The 26,025-nt window shown below is 65.6% G+C and carries 28 protein-coding genes; 19 read left to right on the top strand and 9 right to left on the bottom strand.

Features of this window, described 5'->3' with window-relative positions:
- The first annotated feature begins 194 nt into the window (after positions 1-194).
- Both ACP7AR_RS05790 and ACP7AR_RS05785 read left to right on the top strand, forming a co-directional pair.
- Positions 195-1,064: a hypothetical protein gene (locus tag ACP7AR_RS05790; protein ID WP_426183660.1), complete on the top strand. Its 870-nt coding sequence runs from the start codon at positions 195-197 to the stop codon at positions 1,062-1,064.
- Complete coding sequence (locus tag ACP7AR_RS05785) at positions 1,057-1,377, top strand: transcriptional regulator (RefSeq protein ID WP_426183658.1); 321 nt, start codon at positions 1,057-1,059, stop codon at positions 1,375-1,377. The genes ACP7AR_RS05790 and ACP7AR_RS05785 overlap by 8 nt, the downstream gene beginning before the upstream one ends.
- On the opposite strand, the gene ACP7AR_RS05780 is transcribed toward ACP7AR_RS05785, so the two are convergent.
- Both ACP7AR_RS05780 and ACP7AR_RS05775 read right to left on the bottom strand, forming a co-directional pair.
- Positions 1,368-1,910 (bottom strand): DUF488 family protein, encoded by a 543-nt coding sequence (locus ACP7AR_RS05780; RefSeq protein ID WP_426183656.1) that lies wholly within the window; start codon positions 1,908-1,910, stop codon positions 1,368-1,370. The genes ACP7AR_RS05785 and ACP7AR_RS05780 overlap by 10 nt on opposite strands.
- Positions 1,911-1,946: 36 nt before the next feature.
- A complete protein-coding gene (locus tag ACP7AR_RS05775) occupies positions 1,947-2,951 on the bottom strand; it encodes an isopenicillin N synthase family dioxygenase (RefSeq protein ID WP_426183655.1) in 1,005 nt (334 codons plus the stop codon).
- A 73-nt stretch (positions 2,952-3,024) separates the two neighbouring features.
- Here ACP7AR_RS05775 and ACP7AR_RS05770 point away from each other — a divergent pair, with 73 nt between their 5' ends.
- Positions 3,025-3,468, top strand: a complete 444-nt coding sequence (locus tag ACP7AR_RS05770) for a hypothetical protein (protein ID WP_426183654.1) — start codon at positions 3,025-3,027, stop codon at positions 3,466-3,468.
- 36 nt (positions 3,469-3,504) lie between these two features.
- Here ACP7AR_RS05770 and ACP7AR_RS05765 read toward each other — a convergent pair whose 3' ends face one another.
- The gene (locus tag ACP7AR_RS05765; protein WP_426183653.1) at positions 3,505-4,641 is read right to left on the bottom strand and encodes an acyltransferase family protein; all 1,137 of its coding nucleotides are present in this window, start codon (positions 4,639-4,641) and stop codon (positions 3,505-3,507) included.
- Positions 4,642-4,770: 129 nt separating this feature from the next.
- Between ACP7AR_RS05765 and ACP7AR_RS05760 the strand changes: the two genes are divergently transcribed.
- On the top strand, positions 4,771-5,997 hold the full coding sequence (locus tag ACP7AR_RS05760; RefSeq protein WP_426183651.1) for an LLM class flavin-dependent oxidoreductase: 1,227 nt from the start codon (positions 4,771-4,773) through the stop codon (positions 5,995-5,997).
- A 2-nt stretch (positions 5,998-5,999) separates the two neighbouring features.
- On the top strand, positions 6,000-6,644 hold the full coding sequence (locus tag ACP7AR_RS05755) for an FMN reductase (protein ID WP_426183650.1): 645 nt from the start codon (positions 6,000-6,002) through the stop codon (positions 6,642-6,644).
- Between the two features lie 51 nt (positions 6,645-6,695).
- Here the strand turns inward: ACP7AR_RS05755 and ACP7AR_RS05750 are convergent, their stop codons facing one another.
- Together ACP7AR_RS05750 and ACP7AR_RS05745 are read right to left on the bottom strand one after the other, a co-directional pair.
- Positions 6,696-6,875, bottom strand: coding sequence for a DUF5302 domain-containing protein (locus tag ACP7AR_RS05750; protein WP_426183648.1), 180 nt, complete (start codon positions 6,873-6,875; stop codon positions 6,696-6,698).
- 9 nt (positions 6,876-6,884) lie between these two features.
- Complete coding sequence (locus tag ACP7AR_RS05745; RefSeq protein WP_426183646.1) at positions 6,885-7,505, bottom strand: DedA family protein; 621 nt, start codon at positions 7,503-7,505, stop codon at positions 6,885-6,887.
- 154 nt (positions 7,506-7,659) lie between these two features.
- Between ACP7AR_RS05745 and ACP7AR_RS05740 the strand changes: the two genes are divergently transcribed.
- The 4 genes from ACP7AR_RS05740 to ACP7AR_RS05725 all read left to right on the top strand — a co-directional run bounded on the left by ACP7AR_RS05740 (position 7,660) and on the right by ACP7AR_RS05725 (position 13,959).
- Positions 7,660-9,585, top strand: a complete 1,926-nt coding sequence (locus tag ACP7AR_RS05740) for a GDSL-type esterase/lipase family protein (RefSeq protein ID WP_426183644.1) — start codon at positions 7,660-7,662, stop codon at positions 9,583-9,585.
- Positions 9,586-9,732: 147 nt separating this feature from the next.
- Positions 9,733-12,024, top strand: coding sequence for a polyribonucleotide nucleotidyltransferase (locus ACP7AR_RS05735; RefSeq protein WP_426183642.1), 2,292 nt, complete (start codon positions 9,733-9,735; stop codon positions 12,022-12,024).
- Between the two features lie 213 nt (positions 12,025-12,237).
- Positions 12,238-13,266, top strand: coding sequence for an aldo/keto reductase (locus ACP7AR_RS05730; protein WP_426183640.1), 1,029 nt, complete (start codon positions 12,238-12,240; stop codon positions 13,264-13,266).
- A 90-nt stretch (positions 13,267-13,356) separates the two neighbouring features.
- On the top strand, positions 13,357-13,959 hold the full coding sequence (locus ACP7AR_RS05725) for a histidine phosphatase family protein (protein WP_426183638.1): 603 nt from the start codon (positions 13,357-13,359) through the stop codon (positions 13,957-13,959).
- A gap of 13 nt (positions 13,960-13,972) precedes the next feature.
- Here the strand turns inward: ACP7AR_RS05725 and ACP7AR_RS05720 are convergent, their stop codons facing one another.
- Positions 13,973-14,437 carry a GNAT family N-acetyltransferase gene (locus ACP7AR_RS05720; RefSeq protein ID WP_426183636.1) on the bottom strand — a complete coding sequence of 155 codons (465 nt, stop codon included), beginning with the start codon at positions 14,435-14,437 and terminating at the stop codon, positions 13,973-13,975.
- A gap of 71 nt (positions 14,438-14,508) precedes the next feature.
- On the opposite strand from ACP7AR_RS05720, the gene dapB reads away from it, so the two are divergent.
- Both dapB and ACP7AR_RS05710 read left to right on the top strand, forming a co-directional pair.
- A complete protein-coding gene (gene dapB / locus ACP7AR_RS05715; protein ID WP_426183634.1) occupies positions 14,509-15,255 on the top strand; it encodes a 4-hydroxy-tetrahydrodipicolinate reductase in 747 nt (248 codons plus the stop codon).
- Positions 15,252-15,695, top strand: coding sequence for a hypothetical protein (locus tag ACP7AR_RS05710; RefSeq protein WP_426183632.1), 444 nt, complete (start codon positions 15,252-15,254; stop codon positions 15,693-15,695). The genes dapB and ACP7AR_RS05710 overlap by 4 nt, the downstream gene beginning before the upstream one ends.
- Positions 15,696-15,716: 21 nt before the next feature.
- On the opposite strand, the gene ACP7AR_RS05705 is transcribed toward ACP7AR_RS05710, so the two are convergent.
- The 3 genes from ACP7AR_RS05705 to ACP7AR_RS05695 form a co-directional block, all read right to left on the bottom strand.
- On the bottom strand, positions 15,717-16,142 hold the full coding sequence (locus ACP7AR_RS05705) for an OsmC family peroxiredoxin (RefSeq protein ID WP_426183631.1): 426 nt from the start codon (positions 16,140-16,142) through the stop codon (positions 15,717-15,719).
- Positions 16,143-16,212: 70 nt separating this feature from the next.
- Positions 16,213-16,701, bottom strand: a complete 489-nt coding sequence (locus ACP7AR_RS05700) for a DUF4395 domain-containing protein (RefSeq protein ID WP_426183629.1) — start codon at positions 16,699-16,701, stop codon at positions 16,213-16,215.
- Positions 16,698-17,138: a TlpA family protein disulfide reductase gene (locus ACP7AR_RS05695; RefSeq protein ID WP_426183627.1), complete on the bottom strand. Its 441-nt coding sequence runs from the start codon at positions 17,136-17,138 to the stop codon at positions 16,698-16,700. The genes ACP7AR_RS05700 and ACP7AR_RS05695 overlap by 4 nt, the downstream gene beginning before the upstream one ends.
- A gap of 113 nt (positions 17,139-17,251) precedes the next feature.
- Here ACP7AR_RS05695 and ACP7AR_RS05690 point away from each other — a divergent pair, with 113 nt between their 5' ends.
- The 8 genes from ACP7AR_RS05690 (at position 17,252) to ACP7AR_RS05655 (ending at position 25,958) form a co-directional block, all read left to right on the top strand.
- Complete coding sequence (locus ACP7AR_RS05690) at positions 17,252-18,067, top strand: thymidylate synthase (RefSeq protein WP_426183625.1); 816 nt, start codon at positions 17,252-17,254, stop codon at positions 18,065-18,067.
- A 17-nt stretch (positions 18,068-18,084) separates the two neighbouring features.
- The gene (locus tag ACP7AR_RS05685) at positions 18,085-18,561 is read left to right on the top strand and encodes a dihydrofolate reductase (protein ID WP_426187655.1); all 477 of its coding nucleotides are present in this window, start codon (positions 18,085-18,087) and stop codon (positions 18,559-18,561) included.
- Entirely contained in the window at positions 18,561-19,322 is a 762-nt protein-coding gene (locus tag ACP7AR_RS05680) for an SDR family NAD(P)-dependent oxidoreductase (protein ID WP_426183623.1), read from the top strand. Before ACP7AR_RS05685 ends, ACP7AR_RS05680 begins: the two co-directional genes overlap by 1 nt.
- A gap of 53 nt (positions 19,323-19,375) precedes the next feature.
- The gene (dapA, locus tag ACP7AR_RS05675) at positions 19,376-20,353 is read left to right on the top strand and encodes a 4-hydroxy-tetrahydrodipicolinate synthase (protein ID WP_426183620.1); all 978 of its coding nucleotides are present in this window, start codon (positions 19,376-19,378) and stop codon (positions 20,351-20,353) included.
- Positions 20,354-20,421: 68 nt separating this feature from the next.
- Positions 20,422-22,098, top strand: a complete 1,677-nt coding sequence (locus ACP7AR_RS05670; protein ID WP_426183618.1) for a ribonuclease J — start codon at positions 20,422-20,424, stop codon at positions 22,096-22,098.
- 64 nt (positions 22,099-22,162) lie between these two features.
- The gene (locus tag ACP7AR_RS05665) at positions 22,163-24,901 is read left to right on the top strand and encodes a DNA translocase FtsK (protein ID WP_426183616.1); all 2,739 of its coding nucleotides are present in this window, start codon (positions 22,163-22,165) and stop codon (positions 24,899-24,901) included.
- A complete protein-coding gene (pgsA, locus tag ACP7AR_RS05660) occupies positions 24,901-25,479 on the top strand; it encodes a CDP-diacylglycerol--glycerol-3-phosphate 3-phosphatidyltransferase (RefSeq protein WP_426183615.1) in 579 nt (192 codons plus the stop codon). The genes ACP7AR_RS05665 and pgsA overlap by 1 nt, the downstream gene beginning before the upstream one ends.
- On the top strand, positions 25,476-25,958 hold the full coding sequence (locus tag ACP7AR_RS05655) for a CinA family protein (protein ID WP_426183613.1): 483 nt from the start codon (positions 25,476-25,478) through the stop codon (positions 25,956-25,958). The genes pgsA and ACP7AR_RS05655 overlap by 4 nt, the downstream gene beginning before the upstream one ends.
- The last annotated feature ends 67 nt before the right edge of the window (positions 25,959-26,025 follow it).

Raw genomic sequence — 26,025 nt, 5'->3', positions numbered from 1 at the left:
CATATGGGTAAACGGAGAGCGCCACAACCCCTAGCAAGGGTGGCATCAAGGCCTTCGTTTCGCGAAAGAAGTGAATCGGGCGTCACATCGGCGAAAGCGCTGAAGCGGTGGAGATGGTTGCTTTCCTGCGGGAAAGCGCATAGCTTGCCATCAGCAGACGAGCTTTCCAAGTGGAAAGCCCGCGTGGAGGTGCAATGGAACGGCGACTGGTCGAGGGTGCAGCGCCGCTACCCGCCCCGAACGCCGAGATCGCCCAGGCGTATCTCGACGAGGTCACAGCCGTCCGCTCACGCCGTGAGGCGCGCGTGGACTGGCGCGGGGCAGCACGGCTCGGCCTGGTGGATGCCGCGGTCCTGTCTGTGTACGTCACCATCATCGTGATCAGCGCCGGCTCGGCCGCCGTGCCGTCGTCGTTCATCGTCTTCGTCGGTGTGTATCTCATCTGGATGCAGCTCGCCAATAAACGTCGTGAGGGGTACGGGGTCATCGGCCACGGCGGCCGGCGATGGAGCGTCGCGATCGCGATCGTGCTCTGCGTCGTCCTCGTCATGGTGCTTGCCGCCGCCTTCTTATCCGGCATCACCGGGGCGGAGATCCCATTCGTCGTGAAGCTGGTGCCTGGCGCGCTGATCCTGCTCATTCTCGGTTCAGCGGCGCTGCTTAGCCTCCGTGCTTCGTCCGCCACTGCCGAGCCCGTCGAGCGGATCCCGTTAACGTTCGGTGCGCGCGTGGCCACGGTGGTGACCGGAGCAGTGCTGGCTGCGGGGATATGGGTTCTCTCGGTCGGTGATGAGCTGCTGCGGCCGTTCTTCGGCATGCTGCTGATGCTCGGTTACCTGGGATGGTGGATCGCTGCCCGTGTCACGGAGCGCATGCCTGCGCTCGGAGCACTGTGGGCCTGGCCCCAATGGACGGCTTTCGCGACGTCCGGCGCGATCATCGCGGCCATTCTGCCGATTCAGGTTCTCGGGGCGACGTCCGTGCTCGGACTCGGTCCGGTCGCTGCTGCTTTCGCGTTCGGGCTCAGTGTGGGCAGCGCATTCCTGGACGGGCGCGATGGGTGAGAGACATCCGCGTCTGCGCCTCGACGATAATTTCGCCAGTCCCATCCGCTTCTCGCTGATGGCGGCGCTTCTCGATGGGAACGAGCTGGACTTCGCGACCCTGGCGGAGATACTCCAGGTCGGTGATTCGGCGTTGAGCAAATCGATCTCGCACCTGCACGTGACCGGATACGTTTCGACGCGTCGAGGTGACGTCGGAAGCCGCCCCCGCACCTGGGTCCGTTCCACCGCGAAAGGCGAGCGGGCATTCACCGCGCATCTGCGGGCGCTGCAGGAGATCGTGGAGTTCGGCGGCCAGCCGCATCACTCCTGAACGGCCGCGGGATAGCGGACCGCCTGGTGGTCATCGACGACGGCGCCGGCGGTGGGCTCCGCAGGCTGCGTCCGGCCGGAGCCCATGAGATGAATGACTCGTTCTCCGTGTGCGAGCAGATGGTCTGCGATCATGCGTCGGTGGCAGCGCCACCAGACAGCCTCGGAGCACATCACGGCAACGCGCTTCTCCTGACCCGACCGGCGGAGCTCTGCCAGTCCCTCGCGGAACGGCTCGGACAGCGCATGGTCCGCGTAGTTGTGGAAGCTGCGATTGCGCCAGAGTGCGTTGGTCTCAAAGGGCACATCATGCGAGACCGGTCGTCGGCCGGTGAGAGCCGAGATGCGAGCCGTTCCGATCCCTGTCGCTGCCAGCGATGCGCGCAATGCGTCCTCGTCGAACTGGGGGTTGCTGCGCGAGCCGGGAAGCCTGCGCACGTCGACCACGAGTTCAACGTTCGCGGTCAGCAGGATGTCGATGAACTCCTCGATGGTGCGATTCGAGTGACCGACGGTGAAGAAGGGCAACGGCATCCGACCTCCTGGCCGAAGTATACGTCGCCCGCCAGATCAGGCGGATGTCCCTACGAGGTCTGAGTGGTGAATCGCCGCGACGTCCGGGTGTGCACGCAGTCGTGACTTGAGGGCGTTCTCGCCGTACAGACTGTGGATCGGATTGTCGGGGTCCTCGGTCACGCCCTGTGCTTCAGCGGCGAGCTCCGCGGGCAGTTCGATCAGCGGAAGCTTCGCATCGAGGGCCGGGCTGAAGAAGAACGGCACCGAGATGCGGTCCGCAGGGGCCTGGGGAGAGATCACCCGGTGGTTCGTCGCCTTGAGGTAGCCCCCGGTGGCGTACTCGAGCATCTCGCCGATGTTCACGATGAAGGCGTCGTCGACGGGCGGCGCATCCACCCATGCGCCGTCGCGTTCGACCTGCAGGCCGCCCTTACCCGGCTCGACCCAGAGGAGGGTGAGCACGCCGGAGTCCTTGTGCGCACCGACGCCTTGCTGCGGCTCCGGCGCATCGGTGCCGGGATAGCGCACGATCTTCAGCAGGCTCGCGGGGTCGCCGAAGTCGGCGTCGAAGTGAGTCGGCTCAGCGCCGAGAGCCTCCGCCCAGCTGCGCAGGAGCCTGCGAGAGATCGCGGTGAGGTGCTCGCGCCATGATTCGGCGACTTCGCGCAGCTCGGGCTGCGCCTGCGGCCATAGGTTCGGGCCGATGAGGCGGTTGAACGCCGGGCCGCCGGAGACGGGCTCGCGTTCTGGCCCGATGTCGATCTGCTCGCGCCAGTCGACCTTGCCCTGAGTGAGCTCACCGCCGATGCGGGTGTAGCCGCGGAACTGAGCGCTGTGCAGGTTCTCGATGGCGAGCTTCTGATCCTCGGGCAGGGCGAAGAAGTCTCGGGCCGCCTTCTGCAACCGGCGGAAGAGCGCGGGGTCGATACCGGTGCCGGTCAGATAGAAGAACCCGACGTCGTGCGCAGCCGTGGCGAGCTCACTGCGGAACTTCGCAGCGGCCTCTGGGCCGTCGTCGAGCTGGGAGAGGTCGAGGACGGGGAGGTTCAGTGCAGCCATGACACGAGCGTACGGCGGGTTCTCGCGACCGGCGTCGTGTATTGCGAAGAGTTACCGCCGGTAGCGTGGAGGCATGTCTCGCCTGTGGATTTCGCTGCGTATCGTCCTACCCGCCGTCTGGATCGGGATCATCATCGGTCTGAGCTTCATCGAGACACCGCTGAAGTTCCAGGCACCCGGAATCACGACGCCACTCGGGCTCGGCATCGGACGGCTGATCTTCATCGCGTTATCGGTCGCAGGCTGGATGATCCTGGTGATTCTCACGCTGATCGCGCAGGCGCGTCCGCGGGAGAGCAAGAGTGGATGGATGCTGATCGGTGCGATGTGGATCATCATGGCGATCGAGTCTTTCGCCCTCCGCCCCGCACTGGCGGCCCGGAGCGACGTGATCATCGCAGGCGGCGACCCGGGGGAGTCGTGGCTGCACTACGGATACATCGTCGCCGAGCTGTTGCTGCTCGTCACGCTCGCCTGGTATCTCGTGCGCGTAACTCGTCGTATCCGGGTGGCCTGAGCGGCCGCTCCTCGCACAGCGCCACCGTCCGGCTGGTCAACGCTCCGTGGTCCTGCGCGACCCGGTGGGGTCATCTCGCCGTGAGGTGTCCGACATCAGCCCTGCATCCGAGAATAGCCACCGCGCCCTGGGCTCGACTAGCGGGCGGAACACCCAGCGGACAGGTCGAGTGGCGAGTACGACGGCGATCACCACGGACAGGACGATCACAGTCGGCAGCCAGATCCAGGTCGGCTCGGCGTCGCGGAGGATGCCGGACTCGCGGAACGGGTACAGCACGAACGAGTGCAGCAGATAGACGTACATCGTGTACTGGCCGAACTTCGTCCACCACTGCTTGCGCCGAGGGATCAGTACGAAGAATGCCGCACTCAACAGCAGTCCGATCACGATCAGGAACAGTCGGATGCCGCCGGACCACCACTCATCACCGCCGAGATCCACGTAGGTGTCGTTGTAGAAGAACCACTTGTCGAGATTCATGCTCTCCCACAGATCGACCCAGTTCCACGCGACGAATGCGTCAGCTGCGAATATGAGCACCGCGGCCGCGCGCAGCCACCACGGACGGAAATCGATCAGACGGAACCTGTTGACCAGGTCATGCTCCCGCAGCCACCACCCCAGCACGAAGAAGGGCAGGAAGCCCATGGTGCGCGAAAGCGAGAAGGTGCTGTCGACGTTGCTGAGATAGCCCGCACCGACAGAGATCAGCACGCTCCACAGCAGCGGCCAGCGCAACAGCGCGAGATACGGCAGCACCAGGCGGAAGATGCCCAGGGCGAGCAGGAACCACAGCGTCCACGACGGCTGCGTGAGGTTCGGCTCAGCCTGCCCTTCCACCAGCCACTTCGTCAGCGTCCAGAGCAGTTCGAAGATCACGTACGGCACGAGGATGTCGGTGATCACACGCGCCATCTGCTTCCGCGTCGGCGGCGCCGACTTCGAGAAGTAGCCCGCGATGATCGCGAATGCCGGCATGTGGAACGCGTAGAAGGCCAGATAGAGCGCCATCGCGATACTGGAGTCGTAGGTGAGACGCTGTATGGCATGTCCGAGCACGACCAGCACGATGCAGGCGTAGCGGGCGTTGTCCCAGAACGGCACGCGTCTGCGAGGCCGTGCGATGCCCCCGGTGATCGGGCCAGTCGGCGTCTGTGGGGCAGTGCTCATCTTCTGAGGCTACCGGCCGCCACTCGGCAGGTCGGGAATAAAGTGGCGTGGGTTGCGTTGTCACATATACATGCATTTGAATAGAAGCGACATGCCAACAGCATCCGCCTCGAGAACCCGGAGCACATCATGAGCGAGCAGGCCGAAACCTCAGGCATCCAGTTCGGACTCTTCACCGTCAGCGACGTCACGCAGAACCCCGTCACGGGAGAGACGCCGAGCGAAGGTCAGAAGATCAAGGATGCGATCACGATCGCACGTCACGCCGAAGAGGTGGGCCTTGACGTGTACGCCGTCGGCGAGCACCACAACCCGCCGTTCTGGTCGTCGTCTCCGTCGACCACGCTCGCCGCGATCGCCGCACAGACCGAGCGCATCATCCTGTCGACCTCCACGACCCTGATCACCACGAACGACCCGGTGAAGATCGCCGAAGACTTCGCGATGCTGCAGCACATCTCGGACGGTCGCACCGACATCATGCTCGGGCGCGGCAACACCGGTCCTGTCTACCCGTGGTTCGGCAAGGACATCCGACAGGGGCTCCCTCTCGCAATCGAGAACTACGCACTGCTGCACAAGCTCTGGCATGAGGACGTCGTCGATTGGGAAGGGAAGTTCCGCACCCCGCTGCAGGGCTTCACCTCGACGCCCCGCCCGCTGGACGGCGTTGCGCCGTTCGTCTGGCACGGCTCGATCCGCACCCCGGAGATCGCCGAGCAGGCCGCCTACTACGGTGACGGCTTCTTCGCCAACAACATCTTCTGGCCGAAGGAGCACTACCAGCGTCTCATCGAGCTGTACCGCCAGCGCTTCGCGCATTATGGGCACGGTGCGCCAGAGCAGGCGATCGTGGGTCTCGGCGGGCAGGTGTTCATGCGCGCCAAGTCACAGGATGCCGTGAACGAGTTCCGTCCGTACTTCGACAATGCGCCGGTGTACGGCCACGGACCGAGCATGGAGGACTTCACCGAGATGACGCCGTTGACCGTAGGGTCGCCGCAGCAGGTCATCGACCGCTACGCCGCCATGCGCGACACGTTCGGCGACTACCAGCGTCAGCTGTTCCTCATCGACCACGCCGGGCTGCCGTTGAACGTCGTGCTCGAGCAGCTCGACATCCTCGGTGGTGAGGTCGTGCCGGTGCTCCGAAAGGAGATGGCGAAGAACCGCCCGGCGGACGTTCCGGATGCGCCCACCCACGCCGCCCGCGTGAAGGCCGTGTACGGTGACGGACCCACGCGGGAAGCTCGACCCGGCGCGAACCGTGGCGACAACCTCACCGTCGGATCTCCCTATCAGGACACCCCTGCGCCCGCCGGTTCCGCGTTCGGCCTCGGCCGGAAGGAGGCATGATCATGACCGAACGACGTATCGCCGTCATCTCGGCTGGACTCTCTAACCCGTCCTCGACTCGGATGCTGGCCGACAGGCTGGCTGCGGAGACGGTGAAGCAGCTCGCCGAGCGGGAGATCGAGGCGACCGTCGACATGATCGAGCTTCGTGACCTCGCACACGACATCACGAACAATTTGCTCACGGGGTTCGCGCCTTCAGCGCTCGAATCAGCGCTCAACTCGGTGTATTCCGCGGATGCGCTGATCGCGGTGACGCCGATCTTCTCCACGAGCTACTCGGGACTCTTCAAGTCGTTCATCGACGTGCTGGATCCGGATGCGCTCACGGGTAAGCCGGTGCTGATCGGTGCGAACGCCGGCACACCGCGGCATTCGCTGGCCATCGATTATGCGATCCGGCCGCTGTTCGCCTACCTGCACGCCGAGGCCGTGTCCACTGGTGTGTTCGCGGCGTCCAGCGACTGGGGCGGCGCAGGAGACGATGTCGCTCCACTGGCGAAGCGGGTGGAGAAAGGGGCTCGCGAACTCGCAGATGCCATGGCACGAAAGGATGCCGTGACTTCGAGCGACCCGTTCGATCCGGCGAACTACCTGGGCGAGGGGCGTTCCTTCGGCCATCTGCTCGGTGGACTCGCGGGAGAATAGCCGGTCGAATGAGATGCGGGCCGCCCCTTCCGGGGCGGCCCGCATTCGTGGTCATCCGCTCTTGCGTCGGAACTCACGTCGCGTCTGCGGAGCATTCGCCGCGTGGACGGCGGAGTCGCCGTCCAGATGCGATTCACCGTCGCGGTGATGTGCGTTCTTCTTCTCGAGCGCTTCCTTGAACTTGCGCTTCATCTCCTCGGACGGGGAGGCTGCGCCTTCTTCGGTGCTCATCACGCCAGCCTAGTCGGACGTCACGTTCGCTGCGACAGGCTTTCGCCGGCGGGCGCGCCTGCGGATCACGAGATCGATCAGAGCTCCGAGCCCGATGGCGACGACCACAGACACCAGCACGGACACGATGGGGGCGTCTGGGATCATCGCCGCGAACAGCGCGCCGATTGCAGCCTGGTAGATGGCCCATCCTGTGGCTGCGAGCGCGACGAGACCGATGTAGCGGACGATCGGGATACGGGTGGCGCCGGCGACGAGGTTGATCGCGAGACGAGCGAACGGGATGAAGCGCGCCGTGAACAACACCACGGCCGTACCTGCCTCGAGTCGTCCACGTGCCCAGTGCTGCGCGCGCTGCAGACGTTCTGCACGCATCCAGCGCCACCGATCGATCCCGACCCAACGCCCGATCCCGTAACAGAGCAGATCGCCGCACGCGGCTGCCGCGGCGGCAGACACGATCACCGCCCACAGCGGCGGCGCACCGGTCGACGTGGACAGTGCACCCATCGCCGTCACGGCGATCTCGCCAGGGACGAGCACGAGGAACGCATCACCGAAGACGAGGAGCGCCATCACGAGGAGGGCCCACGGCCCTGACACAGCATCCGCCAGCACGTCCGCAATCACGCTCCCACTGTGACGCCAGAAGGTGAACGGGAACCGAATCGGGGACAGCCGGTGAAGGACAGTCGTGCAACAGGTGAACACTCGGCTGCACCGCCCGCCGGTGTCCGATGCGCCCGTTCTCCGGCGTCATCCTGAGATCGTGAGAGTCGCAATCGTGACCGAGTCATTCCTGCCGCACATGAACGGCGTGACGGGATCTGTGCTGCAGATCCTGCGCCACCTCGAACGCTCGGGCCACGACGCCCATGTGATCGCTCCGGATGCCGTCGGCATCCCCACCCAGGTGCATGGCGCACCCATCGAGCCGGTGACGAGTCTGGCGTTGCCCGGCTACCGAAACGTGAGAGTCGGCGCCGCCACCACCCACCGCGTCGCGACGTCGCTCGCGCGGTTCCGTCCTGATGTGGTGCATCTGGCCTCGCCGTTCGCACTGGGATGGCGCGGAGCATTGGCGGCGTCCAGCCGTGGCATACCGGTCGTCGCCGCCTATCAGACCGACATCGCCGCGTACACGGAACGCTATCGACTTCCCGCGACCACGACGTTCGCACGCAATCACATCGTCCGACTGCATCGTCGGGCGACCCTCACACTCGCGCCATCGACCGAGTCGGAGCGCCAGCTGGTCGACCTCGGTGTGGACCGGATCCGTCGCTGGGGTCGCGGGGTGGATGCCGAGCGCTTCCATCCCGAGCTGCGCGACGAGAACTGGCAGCGACGCGCGGCGGGCGAGGTCATCGTCGGATATGTCGGCCGGCTCGCGGCCGAGAAGCAGGTCGAGGATCTTCGCGTGCTGCATCGGATGCCGGGCATTCGCCTCGTCATCGTCGGTGACGGGCCGTCGAAGATGCGACTTCAGACCGAGATGCCGGATGCTGTTTTCCTCGGGCACCTCGACGGCGACGCTCTGGCCAGGGCCATGGCCTCCTTCGACATCTTCGTGCACCCCGGAGAGAGCGAGACGTTCGGGCAGACGCTGCAGGAGGCGCATGCCAGCGGAGTGCCGATCGTCGCGACGGGGAGGGGCGGTCCCCTCGATCTCGTGCGGATGGGGATCGACGGGTGGCTGTATCGCCCTGGAGACCTGGCTGATCTTCGCATGCGGGTCGCCGACCTCGCCGGCGACGGTCGCAAGCGTCGGGCCTTCGGCGTCGCCGGACGTGCTGCCGTCGAGGGGCGCAGCTGGCAGGCGGTATGCGACCAGTTGATCGGACATTTCGATGAGGCACGTGAACTGCACGGTCTCGACCGGCAGCTGCGACGCGCCCGCATCCGTAGGCCGGAACCCGCAGTCCCTGTGCAAGGGCGACGCTGGCAGCGCTACGTCGCGCTCGGTGACTCGCTGACCGAAGGGCTGTGCGACCCTGCACCCGATGGTGCACTGCGGGGCTGGGCCGATCGACTCGCGCTGCTGCTCGCCGCCCGCGGCGGCCTCCACTATGCGAACCTCGCCGTCCGCTCCCGGCGTGTGCGTGATGTGTGGGGGGAGCAGCTCACCAGGGCGCGCGAGCTGCGGCCGGATCTCGTGTCGATCCTGATCGGCGCGAACGACCTCGTGAAATCTCATACGGATGTCGCAGCGCTCGCCGCGCAACTCGAGCAGGTGGTGCGCACGCTCCGCGAGGATGGAGTGGATGTGCTGCTCGTCACGCCGTTCCTGCCTGATCGGCGGGCGGCCCGATTGTTCACAGGGCGTTTCTCCGAGTTCTCCAGCCGTCTGGCCGCGGTCGCCCAGCGCACGGGGGCGATGCTTCTCGACACGGATCTGCACCCCGTGCTGTCATCCAGACCGAACTGGGGCGAAGACCTCGTGCACCTCAGCAGTCGTGGACACCGCTTCCTGGCGTATCAGGCCGGCGAGATGCTCGGTGTGCCGCACGCCGACACCCTTGGAGCACTGGATCAGGTGCTGCATGACGTCGATGCGACGACCCGTGCTGCATGGTGGCAGCACCACGCATTGCCGTGGGTGTGGCGGCGTCTGCGTGGCAGAGTCGCCGGGGATGGGCGTGTCGCCAGGCACGACGATTATGTCTACATCGGCCGCTCCTCGGCGATGCGCAGCGTCGAAGTCAGCTGAGGCGCCCAGGTCATCGGCGAAATCCGCATGCGCTGGTAGGCTGGAGCGGGACTGCTGTGTGCAGTTCGCGCGCCGAATTGTGCGCGCTGACGTATGATCTCGCCCGTCACACGGACGGACGAGTCTAAACAAAGAAGGAGAGACCTCTTGGAAGGTCCTGAAATCACTGCCGCCGAGGCCGTTCTTGACAACGGCCGCTTCGGCACCCGTACCATCCGCTTCGAAACCGGCCGCCTCGCTCAGCAGGCACAGGGTTCGGTTGCGGCTTACCTCGACGGAGAGACGATGATTCTCTCCGCCACCAGCGCGGGCAAGCACCCGCGCGAAGGATTCGACTTCTTCCCGCTGACCGTCGACGTCGAAGAGCGCTCGTACGCAGCAGGCAAGATCCCCGGTTCGTTCTTCCGTCGTGAGGGTCGCCCATCGACCGAGGCGATCCTGGTGTGCCGCCTGATCGACCGTCCGCTTCGCCCGTCGTTCGTCGATGGTCTCCGCAACGAGGTCCAGGTCGTCATCACCGTGCTGTCGATCGCTCCTGGCGAGTACTACGACGCACTCGCCATCAACGCGGCCTCCGCGTCGACCCAGATCTCGGGCCTGCCGTTCTCGGGGCCCATCGCCGGTGTGCGCCTCGCGCTCATCCCGGGTCAGGGCGAGAACGCCGACCAGTGGGTCGCGTTCCCGAACCAGGCTCAGGTCGAAGAGGCCGTGTTCGACCTGATGGTCGCCGGTCGCGTCGTCAAGAAGTCCGACGGTTCAGAAGACGTCGCGATCATGATGGTCGAGGCCGAGGCCACGGAGAACAGCTGGAACCTCATCAAGGGCGGCGCAGTCAAGCCGAACGAAGAGGTCGTCGCCGGTGGCCTCGAGGCCGCCAAGCCGTTCCTGAAGCAGCTCGTCGAGGCGCAGGCCGAGATGGCTTCGCACTCCTCGAAGGCCCCTGGGGTCTACCCGGTCTTCCCGGCGTACGAGCAGGGCACCTACGACTTCATCGCCGCGTCTGCGACCGCTGATCTCGAGAAGGTCTACCTGATCGCCGACAAGATCGAGCGTCAGAGCGCCGATGACGAGGTCAAGGACCGCGTCAAGGCCGAGGTCGCAGCTGCGATCGAGGCAGGCACGCTCCCGGCATCCGCCGCCGGCGAGGTCTCGGGCGCGTACAAGTCGCTGACGAAGAAGATCGTTCGCGGTCGTGTGCTGTCCGAGGGCGTCCGCATGGACGGCCGTGGACTGGCTGACATCCGCCCGCTGGACGCAGAGGTGCAGGTCATCCCGCGCGTTCACGGTTCGGCGATCTTCCAGCGCGGCGAGACCCAGATCATGGGCGTCACCACGTTGAACATGCTCAAGATGGAGCAGCAGATCGACTCGCTGTCCCCGACGACGAGCAAGCGCTACATGCATCACTACAACTTCCCGCCCTACTCGACCGGCGAGACCGGTCGTGTCGGTTCGCCGAAGCGTCGTGAGATCGGACACGGCTTCCTCGCCGAGCGTGCGCTCGCTCCTGTGCTGCCCAGCCGCGAAGAGTTCCCCTACGCCATCCGGCAGGTGTCCGAGGCACTCAGCTCGAACGGTTCGACGTCGATGGGTTCCGTCTGCGCCTCGACGCTGTCGCTGCTCAACGCCGGTGTGCCGCTGCGCGCACCTGTCGCAGGCATCGCCATGGGTCTCGTCTCCGACGAGGTCGACGGACAGACGCGCTACGCCGCGCTGACCGACATCCTCGGCGCAGAAGACGCCCTCGGCGACATGGACTTCAAGGTCGCAGGCACCAGCGAGTTCATCACCGCGATCCAGCTCGACACGAAGCTCGACGGACTGCCGTCCGACGTGCTCACCGGCGCGCTGACGCAGGCCCGCGACGCGCGTCTGACGATCCTCGGCGTGCTGAACGCGGCGATCGACGCTCCTGACGAGATGGCGCCCACCGCGCCTCGCGTCATCAGCGTGCAGATCCCGGTCGACAAGATCGGCGAGCTGATCGGCCCGAAGGGCAAGACGATCAACGCGATCCAGGACGAGACCGGCGCGCAGATCTCCATCGAGGAGGACGGCACCGTCTACATCGGCGCCACCGACGGACCTTCGGCAGAGGCCGCTCGTGCACAGGTCAACGCGATCGCCAACCCCACCAACCCTGAGGTCGGCGAGCAGTTCCTCGGCACCGTCGTGAAGATCGCCTCGTTCGGCGCCTTCATCTCGCTGCTGCCCGGCAAGGACGGACTGCTGCACGTCACCGAGGTGCGCAAGCTCGCCGGTGGCAAGCGTGTCGAGAACGTCGACGACGTGCTCTCGGTCGGTCAGAAGATCCTCGTGAAGATCACGAAGATCGACGACCGTGGCAAGCTGTCGCTCGAGCCCGTTCTCGACGATGCTGCCGCTGAGGCCGCACCTGCTGCAGAAGCGGCGCCTGAGGCGGAGACCGCCGAGGCGTAAGCCATACGAGCAAGGCCCGGATTCCGCTCCTCCTGAGTGGAATCCGGGCCTTCTTCGTATCTGATGTGATCGAAACGTTATGCAAAGTTCGCCGGGTGTTACCGCCAATGGTCAGAGTTGTCGCCGACGTCGCTTACTCTCGAAATACGCACCGGGGGGTGCATACAGATCACGCAGGACGTTGCTGCAGGACATGTGCGGGGGTGGATGAGGATGCGATTGTTCAGCGCAGGCGCTGCCGATCAGCAGGCGAGCGCGCAAGAGCAACCGCTCGTGCATCCGTCAGCACCGATCCCCGTGGTCGGTCCGGGAGTGGGCGAAAGTATTCGGGTACCGCTCGGCGAGACGGGGCTGGACACCTTCCCCCTCATGCTGGGTGCCGCTGAGTTCGGTTGGAACGTCGACCTCGAGACCAGCCATGCGATCCTCGACCGCTACGTGGAGTTCGGCGGCAACGCGATCCACACCGCAGACGGCTTCTCGGGCGGCCGGAGCGAGCACATCATCGGACAGTGGCTGCGCTCGCGCGGCCATCGAGACCGTACGGTGCTGAGCGTGCGCATCGGGTCGCATGCCGACAACCCAGGACTGGGTTCGATCAACCTCGTTCGGGCCGTCGAGGGCTCACTCACCCGGCTCGGCGTGGAGCGGATCGAAGTGCTGTACCTCGACGCGACGCTCGATCAGGGGACGAACCTGGAGGACACGCTCGCCACGGTCGAATGGCTGCGCGACGCGGGGAAGATCCACGCTGTCGGCGCATTCGGCTTCGCCCCTGAACGACTCGTGGAGGCGAGGATCCTCGCGGCTGCGGGCTACCCGCGCATCGAAGTGCTCGACGAGCCGTACAACCTGATCCGTCGCCAGACCTTCGAAGGCGACCTGCGCCTGGTCGCCGGGGCGCAGGGACTGGCCGTCACTCCCTCTCACGCTCTTGAGCACGGCTTCCTCTCCGGTCGGCACCGCAGCAAGGCACTGATGTCCCAGGGCGTGCGCGGGGAGCAGTTGCGAGGACACCTGAATCGCCGCGGCATCCGGATCCTTCGCGCCCTCGATCAGGTGGCGACCGAGATCTCCGCGCCGGTCGCGGCCGTATCGATCGCCTGGCTGCTCGCGCAGCGGACGATCGCCGCTCCCATCGTGAACACGTTCGCGACGCAGCACGTCGAGGAGCTCATGCAGGGTGCAGGCATCACGCTGTCGCGCACGCAGATCGCCGACCTCACCCGGGCAGGGAACTGATTCACCTCGGCCGATGACCGCGTGTCACAGGCGTGACATAGGGTGGAAGGACGCCTGGGCGAAAGCCGACGACGAAGAAGCGAGTGGGCCTTGACGCATTACCTCTACCTGGTCAGACACGGTGAACAGCAGGACGCGGAGCACGGACTCGACGATGGACCTCTCTCGCCGCGCGGCGTGCGCCAGGCGGAGTTGATCGCCGACAGGCTCTCCGGACTTCCGCTGGACGCGGTGTGGCACTCTCCGCTGATCCGCGCGACGGAGACGGCTCGTACGATCTCCGAGCGGCTGCCGGCCGTGAGCCCGAAGCCGTCTGCGCTGCTGTTCGACTGCGTGCCGACCGGCATGACCGAGGAGACCCCCGCCGCATATGAGCCGTTCTTCGGATCGGTGACGGATGCCGAGATCGAGGCGGGCAGCGCTCAGATGGCGGATGCAGTCAACGAGTTCCTCGTCCGAAAGCAGGGCGACGTGCACGAGGTTCTCATCACCCATAATTTCGTCATCTCATGGTTCATCCGCGAAGTGCTCGGTGCGCCTGCATGGCGGTGGATGACCATGAACCAGGCGAACGGCGGGCTCAGCATCATCGCGCAGAAGCAGGGGCGTCCGTGGACCCTGCTCACGCACAACGACCTCGCGCACCTGCCAGTCGAGCTGCGCACAGGACTGCCCGACCCGATGCCTGTCTGAGCCGAGGGGCTGCTCAGAGCACCTTTCGATACCAGCGCGTCGCGTTCTTGTTGTCGTTGTATGCGGCGATCTGCTCGAAACCGCTGCGCGCATAGAGCGCCCCCGCAGCTTCGAGCGTGTGGTGCGTGTCCAACACGAGCTCGGCAGCGTTCCAGCCGCGAGCGCGTCTCTCGAGTTCCTCGAGGATCGCGCGTCCCCAGCCTTGGCCGCGCGTCACAGGCTTGAGGAACAGGTGCTTGACCTCATAGCGGATGCCGGCATCGCCGTCTTCGAGGCGCCGGATGCCGCCGCAGCCGACCGGTGCGCCCTCCGGACCGGCGAGCAGGAACACACCGGCCGGGCTCTCGAACGCCTTCGGGTCGGGGAATGACGTGGTGTAAGTGCCCCCGGGGAACTCCTCGGCGCGCAGAGCGAAGTACTCGGCGAGGATCGCGTGGGATTCAGGGGTCGCGGGGGAGGACGGGCGCAACTCGAGCATGCTCTCAACGCTACCCGCCGCGCCGGGCTTGCCTGTCACTGGCTCAACCGGCCGCTCAATAGACTGGATGCATGACCAAGAAGGTGGCACTCGTCGGTGGAACGGGAAAGCTCGGGACGATCATCGGGCAGGTGATCGACGAGCTCGACGGCTTCGAAGTCGTTCGAGTCCTCACTTCGTCAAGCGACCTCTCAGAGCTCGACGGAGCGGATCTGGTGGTCGACGCGTCGACGCCTCAGGTCAGCGTCGACGTCGTGCGTGCGGCGGTCGAGAGGGGCATCAACATCCTGGTAGGCACGTCGGGATGGTCGGCCGAGCGCATCGCGCTGGTTCGTCCGTTGGTCGAGGCGGCCGAGACAGGGGCGGTCTTCATTCCGAACTTCTCGCTCGGCTCAGTTCTGGGCTCTGCACTGGCCGCCGCTGCCGCGCCGTTCTTCTCGTCGGTGGAGATCATCGAGGCGCACCGGGACACCAAGACCGATTCACCGAGTGGCACAGCGGTGCGCACTGCAGAACTCATCGCGGCCGCGCGCGCGGAGCAGGGCCCGGTCAACGCCCCGCACGCGGACCAGCGCGCGCGGGGGCAGCAGGTCGGGAGCGTGCCGATCCATTCGCTGCGCCGACCAGGCGTCATCGCGCGACAGGATGTCATCCTCTCCGGGCCCGGCGAGTCACTCACACTCACTCACGACACGGTGGAGTCGGCCGCCGCCTACGCACCGGGCATCCGCCTCGCTGTGCCGTTCGCGCTCGAAGCCCGTGGCGTCGTCGTCGGGCTCGAGAACATGATGGATATCGGGATCAGGGCGCGAGCATGATGACACGCGTCGGCGTCGCTCTCATCGGGGCGGCGCTGATCCTGTATTTCGTGCTCATGGGGCAGAAGGCGATTCTGTTCATCGCGAGCGGTGAACCGGTCGGAATAGCCATGGGCATAGCGCTGATCGTGCTGCCGCTCATAGGCGTCTGGGCGCTCGTGCGTGAGATCCAGTTCGGCGTGCAGGCGGAGAAGCTCGGCACGAAGCTCGATTCTGAAGGCGGTATGCCGGCGGCAGAGACCGAGCTGACACCGAGCGGTCGCCTGGCGAAGGCAGACGCGGAACCGCTGATCCAGCGTTACACGTCCGAGGCCGATGCGGCCGCGGACGACTGGCGCGCGCGTTATCGCCTCGGTGTGGTTCAGGATGCCGCTGGCCGCCGCAAGGATGCCCGTGCGAGCATCCGTGCGGCGATCAGACTGTCCAAGCAGAGGGAATGAGTCCTCGCGACAGGATGCGGCTCAGGCGAGTGTCGCCTCGAGCGTGATCTCGATACCGGCCAGCGCCTGAGACACCGGGCAGCCCGTCTTCGCTCCTTCGGCGATCTCCTGGAACTGCTCCTGGGTGAGACCGGGAACCGTCGCATTCACGTTCAGATGACTTCCGGTGATGCCGGCCCCCGGCTTGAAGGTCACCGACGCCGTGGTGTTCACGCGCTCCGGAGGGGTGCCGTTGTCGGCCAGGGCGTTGGAGAGCGCCATGCTGAAGCACGAAGAGTGCGCGGCGGCGATGAGCTCTTCCGGCGTGGTGGTCGTGTCGGAGCCTTCGCTGCGCGCCTTCCAATTGATGGGGAACGTGCCGAGGTTCGACGAGGAGAAGGCGACATTGCCCGAGCCCTCCATCAGGGAACCGTTCCAGGTGGTGGTCGCTTCGCTTGTGACTGGCATGGTTCCTCCAAGGATCGTGGGAGAGTGTGCCGCCAGCCTATCGACCAGCAGCCCCACGGGGAACCAGCGCTCAGGCGGCGGCCGACCTCCCCACGATTCCCGCGCGCTGGAGAAGCAGGTAGATCTGGCAGCCGAGGCAGAAGTCGAACGCGGCGTTGAGGAACGCAGCGATGAAGGCGGCTCCTGCAGCGATGGGGAGCGCGAAAGGCACGCCGACAAGATGCAGCACGAGCCCGATCACGACCACGAACAGGCCGACGCCCTGGGCGAAGCGCGGCGGGCGCGGATCCTCGAGCTCCGTCGGGGGAGCGAGGCGCGGTCGGATGACGCGTCGGAAGAGCACGCCCCATGGGGCCGTGCGTGGCGAGAGCACACCCCACAGGAACAACAGCGCGATGATGAGGAGCAGCAGGAATCCAGGATCGAGGACGCGCTGCGAGACGGTTGCGGCCGGGAGCGCCCCGACGAGGCTCAGGATCAGTGCGATGAGCAGGAGCACGGTCGTGATCGTGGCGGCGAAGCGTGGTCCTCGCGGATCGATGCCGACGGGTTCTGTCACTTCTGCTCCTGAGGGTGAAGGGTGAGAACGGATGCGAGCGCGTCTTCGATCGCACTCCGGCGCGCGACCCCGCCCCAGCGGGACAGGACCATTCCGGATGCGTCGACGAGGAAGGTCGTCGGCGTCTGCAGAACGTGATAGCGCGTGGCGAGGTCACTGCGGTTCGTCAGATCGATCTCGACATGCTCGATCCCGGCGTGCTGATCGGCGATCTGGCCGAGCAGACGCCGTACCTGCGGACAGCGCGCGCACAGCTCAGTGCTGAACTGCACCAGCGTGGCTGTGGTCGCCAGTGGCTGTCCGGCGAGATCCTCTGATCGAACCTGGAGATGTCCTCCGGTGCGCCTGCGGCCGTCCTGTGCGCGCACGATGAAACCGCACACGATCGCGAGCGCGACGACGGCGCCGGTGATCGCGAGCGCGGCGGATACGGTCATTCCCCGAGAATATGTCGCGCGGCGACGACGGTGGCGGATATGACGGATGATGACGGGTGCTCGTCGCCGCGGCATCCGCCTGCGATGTCGGAGAGCCGGGTATCGTGGCAGGCATGAGTGCAGCCGTCCCGACGCCGTATGAAGACCTGCTCCGTGATGTGCTGGAGTCCGGCACTCATAAGGATGATCGCACCGGCACCGGCACGACCAGTGTGTTCGGTCGTCAGATCCGCTTCGATCTGTCGAAGGGATTCCCGCTGATCACGACCAAGCGCGTGCACTTCAAGTCGATCGCGTATGAGCTGCTCTGGTTCCTGCGCGGAGAATCGAACGTGAAGTGGCTGCAGGAGAACGGCGTCTCGATCTGGGACGAGTGGGCAGACGCCGACGGAGACCTCGGCCCCGTCTACGGTGTGCAGTGGCGATCGTGGCCGACGCCGGACGGCGGTCACATCGACCAGCTCGCCCAGGTGATCGAACAGATCAGGGCTACCCCTGATTCGCGGCGCCTCATCGTCTCCGCCTGGAATCCCGCCGACATCCCCGACATGGCTCTGGCTCCGTGCCATGCCCTGTTCCAGTTCTACGTCGCCGATGGCAAGCTGTCATGCCAGCTGTATCAGCGCAGCGCTGACATGTTCCTCGGCGTGCCGTTCAACATCGCCAGCTATGCACTGCTGACCATGATGATCGCGCAGCAGGTCGGATTGGAGCCGGGAGACTTCGTCTGGACCGGCGGGGACTGCCACGTCTACGACAATCACGTCGAGCAGGTGCGAGAGCAGTTGAGCCGTGCCCCGTACCCGTACCCGTACCCGACGCTCCGTTTCGCACGCAAGCCCGAATCGATACTCGACTACGACTTCTCCGACTTCGTGGTCGAGGACTATCAGCACCACCCTCCGATCCGAGCGGCGGTGGCGGTATGAACGCCGTACCTCTCGAACTGCCATGGGTCGGATTGATCTGGGCCGAGGCGGCGGGCGGAGTCATCGGCGCGTCGGGCGGGATGCCATGGCACGTGCCCGAAGATCTTGCGCATTTCAAGAAGACCACCCTGTCCGCGCCCGTCGTGATGGGCCGCAAGACCTGGGATTCACTGCCTGAGCGCTTCCGTCCGCTGCCCGACCGCGAGAACATCGTCATCACGCGCCAGCAGGACTGGACAGCTGACGGCGCTCGTCGGGCCGCGGACGTCGCTGATGCAGTGCGTGGCCTCCAGAAGGTCTGGATCATCGGGGGCGCGGAGATCTTCGCCCAGGTGATCGGCCACGCTGACCGGCTGGAAGTCACAGAGCTCGACCTGGAGGTCGAAGGTGACGCCTACGCGCCGTCCAAAGAGGGATGGCGACTCGTCGATGAGGGGCAGTGGCAGACCTCTCGCACCGGGATCCGGTTCCGCTTTCTCGGATACGAGCGCTGATGCCCGTCGCGCTGGTCACGGGTGCCAGCGCCGGACTCGGCGCTGAGTTCGCCCATCAGCTCGCGGCGCGCGGCGCGGATCTCGTTCTGGTGGCGCGCTCCCAGGAGGCGCTCGAGACGCTCGCCGTCGAACTGCGCGATTCGTATGGCATCTCAGCCGAGGTGTTGTCGGCAGACCTCCTGATCGAGGACGACGTCGACCGTGTCGTGGCCAGGATCGCCGCGACTGACCACCCGATCGACCTGCTGGTCAACAACGCAGGTTTCGGGCTGCCGCTGCGCTTCGCCGACAACGACATCGACGATGAAGTGCGGCACCTGCGCCTTCATGTCGAGGTTCCCATGCGACTCATGCACGCAGCGCTCGGCGTGATGCGCGGCCGCGGCGGACGCATCATCAACGTCGCCTCGGTGGCGGGATTCATCTCGCGTTCCACATACTCCGCATGCAAGCAGTGGCTCATCGGCTTCAGCCGGTGGGCGAACGAGGAGTACGCTCGCGACGGTGTCACCGTGATGGCGCTGTGCCCGGGATTCACCCACACGACGTTCCACGAGCGCATGGGCCTGGAACCGGGGCACGAGGGGATTCCCGCGGTCGGCTGGCTGCAGGCGAAGGATGTCGTCCGCGAAGGACTTCGCGACGCCGCTCGAGGCAGGGCCGTGTCGGTCCCGTCGCTGCGTTACAAGCTCGTCGTCGGTCTCACGAACATCCTCCCGTCGTCGCTGACTGCCCGAGCAGCCAGACGGGGAAGAGTCTGAGCTGACGCATCGGAAGCGTTATGAGCGCAAGCGTGAACCGATACGCTGGAACAATGACGCATTCGGGCAATCCTTTCGGACAGGTCCTCGTCGCGCTCGTCACTCCGATGACGGCCGACGGCGAAGTCGACTGGCCCGCCGTCGAGAAGCACATGGATGACGTCATCACCGCAGGTGCTGACGGCATCGTCGTGACGGGAACGACCGGCGAGACCTCGACCCTCACAGACCCTGAGAAGCTCAAGCTCGTCGAGGTCGGCAAGTCCGTCGCAGCCGGCCGCGCGAAGATCATCACCGGCGGCGGCTCGAACGAGACCGCCCACGCCATCGAGCTCTACAAAGCGAGCGAGAAGGCCGGCGCTGACGGCATCATGATCGTCACGCCGTACTACAACAAGCCGACTCAGGCCGGCATCCTGACGCACTTCCGTCTCGTCGCAGACGCCACTGACCTGCCTGTGATCCTCTACGACATCCCCGGTCGCACCGGTGTGCCGATCAAGTACGAGACGATCCTGCGCCTCGCGAAGCACCCCAACATCCTCGCCGTAAAGGACGCCAAGGGAGACTTCAGCGAGGTCAGTCGAGTGCTGAATCAGACAGATCTGATGTACTTCTCCGGTGACGACGCGAACGCCCTGCCGCACCTCGCGATCGGCGCCACGGGCCTCATCGGTGTGACCGCGAACATCACGGCCACCCCGTATCGCACGATCGTCGATGCGGTGAACCGAGGAGATCTCGCGGCTGCGACCGAAGAGCACAAGCGCCTGGAGCCACTGGTGCGAGCCACCATGACCCATGTGCCTGGCACGGTGTCGGCGAAGTACATCCTGCACGGCCTCGGCCGCATCTCCAGCCCCCGCGTCCGCCTGCCCCTGGTGGGGCCGGAGGAGTGGGAAGCCGCGCTCATCGAAGACGAGCTCGCACTCGTCACCGATGTGCCTGGCGCCGATTTCTCGAACTTCCGTCCCGACCGCAACGCGGCCGCGGGCGGCGCGCTGCCGAAGGTGCATGGCACGACGCGCTGAGACGACGGGCGCGCCGCGCGCCCATAAGCACGAACGGGCACGACGAGTGTCCGACTGAGGAGACATCAATGTCCATTCCCATCTCCGCACCCGCACCGCTCGCTGAAGGTGCGCTCCGCGTCATCCCACTGGGCGGTCTCGGCGAGATCGGTCGCAACATGACGACCTTCGAGTACGACGGCAAGATCCTGATCGTCGACTGCGGCGTGCTCTTCCCTGAAGAGCACCAGCCAGGTGTCGATCTGATCCTTCCCGACTTCGAGCCGATCAAGGATCGCCTCGACGACATCGTCGGAGTCATGCTCACCCACGGCCACGAGGACCACATCGGTGCGGTGCCTTATCTGCTTCGTCTGAAGGGCGACATCCCGCTCATCGGCTCCGGTCTCACGCTCGCGCTGGTCGAGGCGAAGCTCAAGGAGCACCGGATCAGGCCGTACACGCTCACCGTCAAGGAAGGCCAGCAGGAGAAGGTCGGCCCGTTCGATCTCGAGTTCGTCGCGGTGAACCACTCCATCCCCGACGCTCTGGCCGTCGCCATCCGCACGCCGGCCGGAATGGCGCTCGCGACCGGCGACTTCAAGATGGACCAGTTGCCGCTGGACGGTCGCATCACCGACCTCCGCGCGTTCTCGCGCCTCGGCGAGGAGGGCGTGGATCTGTTCCTCGTCGACTCCACGAACGCCGATGTGCCCGGTTTCACGCCCACCGAGCGCTCGATCGGCCCTGTGCTGGACCAGGTGATCGCGAAGGCGCCGCGGCGGGTCATTGTGGCCAGCTTCTCCAGCCACGTGCATCGCGTTCAGCAGGTTCTGGATGCTGCGCATGCGAACGGCCGTCGCGTCGCACTGCTGGGTCGCAGCATGGTGCGCAACATGACGATCGCCGCCGATCTCGGCTACCTCAAGGTTCCCGAGAACGTGCTGATCGACTACAAGAAGGCCAGGGATCTCCCCGACGAGAAGATCGTCTACATGTCCACCGGCTCGCAGGGTGAGCCCATGGCCGTGCTCAGTCGCATGGCCAATCTCGACCACGCGATCGAGGTGGGCGAGGGAGACACGGTGATCCTCGCGTCCAGCCTCATCCCTGGAAACGAGAACGCTGTCTACCGCGTGATCGACGGACTGACCAAGCTCGGCGCCAATGTCGTGCACAAGGCCAACGCGAAGGTGCACGTCTCCGGCCACGCCGCCGCAGGAGAGCTGATCTACTGCTACAACATCCTGCGGCCGAAGAACGTGCTGCCGGTGCATGGCGAGTATCGCCACCTCGTGGCGAACGCCAAGCTCGCGCAGGACACCGGCATACCCGAAGCGAACACGATCCTCGCCTCCAACGGGACGATCATCGACCTCAAGGACGGCCAGGTGCACATCGCCGGCCAGCTCGACATCGGTTTCGTGTATGTCGACGGCTCCACTGTGGGAGAGATCACCGATGCTGATCTCAAGGACCGCCGGATCCTCGGTGAAGAGGGATTCGTCTCGATCATCATCGTGGTGGATGCCGCGACCGGACGCATCATCACAGGGCCGGAGATCCACGCCAGAGGTATCGCCGAGGACGACTCGGTGTTCGACGACGTGGTCCCGAAGATCGTGGCGGCGCTGAAGGAGGCCTCGGGCAACGGCGTGCGCGATACGCACGCGCTCTCGCAGGTGGTCCGCCGTACGATCGGGCGTTGGGTGAATCAGAAGCTTCGCCGGCGTCCGATGATCGTCCCGCTCGTCATCGAGGCGTAGCCTCAATAAGGCCGAAAGCCGCGTCATTACGGGCGATGTCCCCACGTCGCCGTAGGCTTTCGACATGGCCAGGAGCACCACCAAGACCTCGCGCGCGTCCGAGAAGACCCCCGCGCGCTCGAAGGCGCAGACGGCCCCCACGAAGAAGCTGCCCGCGACTCCGAAGAAGTACATCGACGAGATCGACAAGCCCCCGGTCGCCGTGCGCGCCTGGGTGGGCCTGGCACACGGCGTCGGGGGGCTCTTCCGCGCTTTCGGGCCGGAGTCACTGGAGAAAGACCAGCGTCGAGACGGCTTCCCTCTGCTGCTGGTGCTGCTCGCATGCCTCGGCGCCGTCACGGAATGGTTCTTCATCGGCAACGAGATCGCGCAGAACATCAGCGCGTACTCGGTGGGGCTGATGATCGGTCGAACCGCGTTCCTCATGCCGGTGCTGCTGCTGATTCTCGCGGGCTGGCTGTTCCGCCACCCGTCCTCCGTGCATGACAACGGCCGCATCGGGATCGGCTTCGGACTGTTCGTGCTCGCGATCGCCGGCATCTGCCACTTGGCGGGTGGACAGCCGGAGCCGAAGGCCGGTATGCCGGCGCTCAGCGCAGCCGGTGGGCTTTTCGGCTGGATGCTGGGGGAGCCGCTTTCGTATCTCACGGAGATCGTCGCCTACATCGTGCTCGGGGTGCTGGCTGCGCTCAGCATCCTCATCATCACGAAGACGCCGCCGAATCGCATCGGGGCCAGGCTGGGAGACCTGTACGCCTGGATGTTCGGTGCCGAGCGGGTCGAGAAGCCTGCCGCCGACGACAAGAGCACAAGCGATAAGGCGGAGGGGTCGTTCGACGAAGACGATGACCCGAATGTGCTTCCCTGGTGGCGGCGTAACAAGACGGGACGTGAAGAGGATCCTGACGAGGGGATCGGTTCGCAGGATCTCACCGAGCTGCTGTCGCCGAGCGAGAACCTTCCGGTCGACAACACCGCGTACGACCAAGCGGTCATCGTCGCAGATCCCACGGATGCTGCGACCGAGATCCTGACCGATGTGCAGGGCGTCATGGAGAAGCTCGGCACGCAGGGCAGCACAGCCCTGCTCGACGATTCCGGTGACACGGGGGAGCAGCCAGAACTGCCCGGCCTTTCCGGTTTCGGCACAGACGGTCCGGGAGATCGTGGGCTGCAGGCGCCGAGTACGCCGTATTCGCTGCCGTCGCCGGGTGTGCTCAGCGCCGGGCCGCCATCGGTGGCGCGCTCGGAAGCCAACGACAAGATCGTCGAACAGATCACGAGCGTGCTCTCGCAGTTCAAGATCGACGCCAAGGTGACGGGATTCTCTCGCGGACCGACGGTCACGCAGTACGAGGTCGAGGTCGGCCACGGCGTCAAGGTCGAGAAGATCACTCAGCTGAGCAACAACATCGCGTATGCGGTGGCGTCGAACGACGTGCGCATCCTTTCGCCCATCCCCGGCAAGAGCGCGATCGGCATCGAGATCCCGAACACCGACCGTGAGACGGTCGCCCTCGGCGACGTCATCCGTTCGGCGGCGGCGCACAAGAGCACCCACCCGTTGACCGTCGGCGTCGGCAAGGATGTCGGCGGTAACTTCGTCGTCGCGAACCTCGCGAAGATGCCGCACCTCCTGGTCGCCGGTTCCACAGGCTCCGGTAAGTCGAGCTTCGTGAACTCGATGATCACCAGCCTGCTGATGCGGGCGCGTCCGTCCGACGTGCGTATGGTGCTCATCGACCCGAAGCGCGTCGAGCTCACGAGCTACGCGGGAGTCCCGCACCTGATCACGCCCATCATCACCAACCCGAAGAAGGCCGCAGAGGCCCTCCAATGGGTGGTGAAGGAGATGGACATGAGGTACGACGATCTGGCGTCGTTCGGCTTCCGTCACATCGATGACTTCAACAAGGCGGTGCGCGCCGGTGAGGTCGAGGTCCCCGTCGGCAGCGAACGCGTGCTCAAGCCCTACCCGTACCTGCTGGTGGTCGTCGACGAGCTCGCCGACCTCATGATGGTCGCGCCTCGCGACGTCGAGGACTCGATCGTGCGCATCACGCAGCTCGCCCGCGCTTCCGGCATCCATCTCGTGCTGGCGACCCAGCGACCGAGCGTCGACGTCGTCACCGGTCTCATCAAGGCCAACGTGCCCTCACGCCTCGCCTTCGCCGTCACCAGCGTCACCGACAGCCGCGTGATCCTCGACAGTCCAGGCGCTGACAAGCTGATCGGTCAGGGTGACGCGCTCTTCTCACCGATGGGCTCGTCCAAGCCGTTCCGACTACAGGGGGCGTGGGTCGAGGAGAGCGAGATCGACGCAGTGGTGAAGCACGTCACCGCGCAGGCTCGGCCCGAGTACCGCGCTGACGTGCAGGAGGCGCTGGAGCCGACCAAGAAGAAGGAAGTCGACGAAGACATCGGCGACGACCTCGAGGTGCTGCTCGCGGCTGCCGAGCTCGTCGTCTCGTCGCAGTTCGGGTCGACCTCGATGCTGCAGCGCAAGCTGAGAGTCGGCTTCGCCAAGGCCGGACGTCTCATGGACCTGCTCGAATCGCGCGAGATCGTCGGGCCGTCCGAGGGATCGAAGGCTCGAGACGTGCTCGTCACGGCAGAGCAGCTGCCTGCGGTGATGGCCAAGCTGCGTGGCGATGACCCGCCAGGCGCTGCGCCTGCGCCTTCGGCGGCTGCAGCGAACCCCGTACCGGCTCACGACCCCGTCGAAGACCAGTTCCGCGGGTTGCCGGTGGTCGAAGCGGACGAGGGCGACGAAGACGCCTGGGGCTTGACGGGGCGCGACTGATGGCGATTCCCCGGCAACTGCCGAACGCCATCACGATCGCCCGGATTCCGATCGCCGTCGTCTTCTTCGTCCTGCTGCTTGTGGGCGGGACGTACGGACTCGACGACCTCGTGATCCGGTGGGTCGCCGGTGCCCTGTTCATCCTGGCCATCTCCACCGACTGGGTCGACGGATATCTCGCGCGCAAGTACGACATCGTCAGCGACTTCGGAAAGCTCTGGGACCCGATCGCGGACAAGCTGCTCACCGGGGCGGGCTTCGTCGGCCTGGCGATTCTGGCCGAATGGCCTTGGTGGATCGTCATCATCATCCTTGTCCGCGAGTGGGGCATCACGATTCACCGCTTCATCGTCGCGAGCAGCCACATCGTCGCGGCCGCATGGCTCGGCAAGCTCAAGACGGTCGTGCAGGGTGTCGCGCTCGGCTGGTGGCTGCTGCCGCTGCACCAGCTGATCGGTATGGACTGGTGGATCGGCGTCGGGATCGTGTTGATGTACGCGGCTCTCGCGCTCACTGTCATCAGCGGCATCGACTATGTGCTGTCCCAGGTGCGCGGGGCGCGTGCCGGCCGATCGTGAGCCGGGCCGAGGAGCTTGTCGTCGCGCTGACCGCGCGCGGATGGTCGCTCGGCGTTGCAGAATCACTCACAGGCGGCGCTCTCATGGCGGAGATCGTCTCAGTGCCCGGCGCCTCGGCCACGCTGCGTGGTGGCGTGGTCGCATATGCGACACCGGTGAAAGAGTCATTGCTCGGGGTGGACGCCGCGCTTCTGGACGAGCACGGACCTGTGCACCCTTCCGTCGCCGAGCAGATGGCGACGGGTGTGCGCGCAACGGTTGCGATCGACGGCAGACAGGCGGACGTCGGACTCTCGACCACAGGTGTCGCCGGGCCGGATTCCCCCGACGGGCACGCCGTCGGAACCGTGCACATAGGTGTCTCCACACCATCGGGGGTTCGATCATTCGCTTTCCTGTTCCAGGGCGATCGCGCATCGATCAGGGAGCAGACGGTCGATGCTGCGATCGAGGCGCTGCTTCAGGCGATGCGGGAATAGCTCGTGCAGACAGATCGTTATCATTGATGTGCCGAAGAATGATGTGCTCACACCCAAAGCACAGCGT

The sequence above is a fragment of the Microbacterium sp. TWP3-1-2b2 genome, assembly GCF_049896145.1.
In the GTDB taxonomy this organism is placed as follows: domain Bacteria; phylum Actinomycetota; class Actinomycetes; order Actinomycetales; family Microbacteriaceae; genus Microbacterium.
Note: the sequence above shows the minus strand (reverse complement) of the source record. Positions and strands in the feature narration are given on the sequence as shown.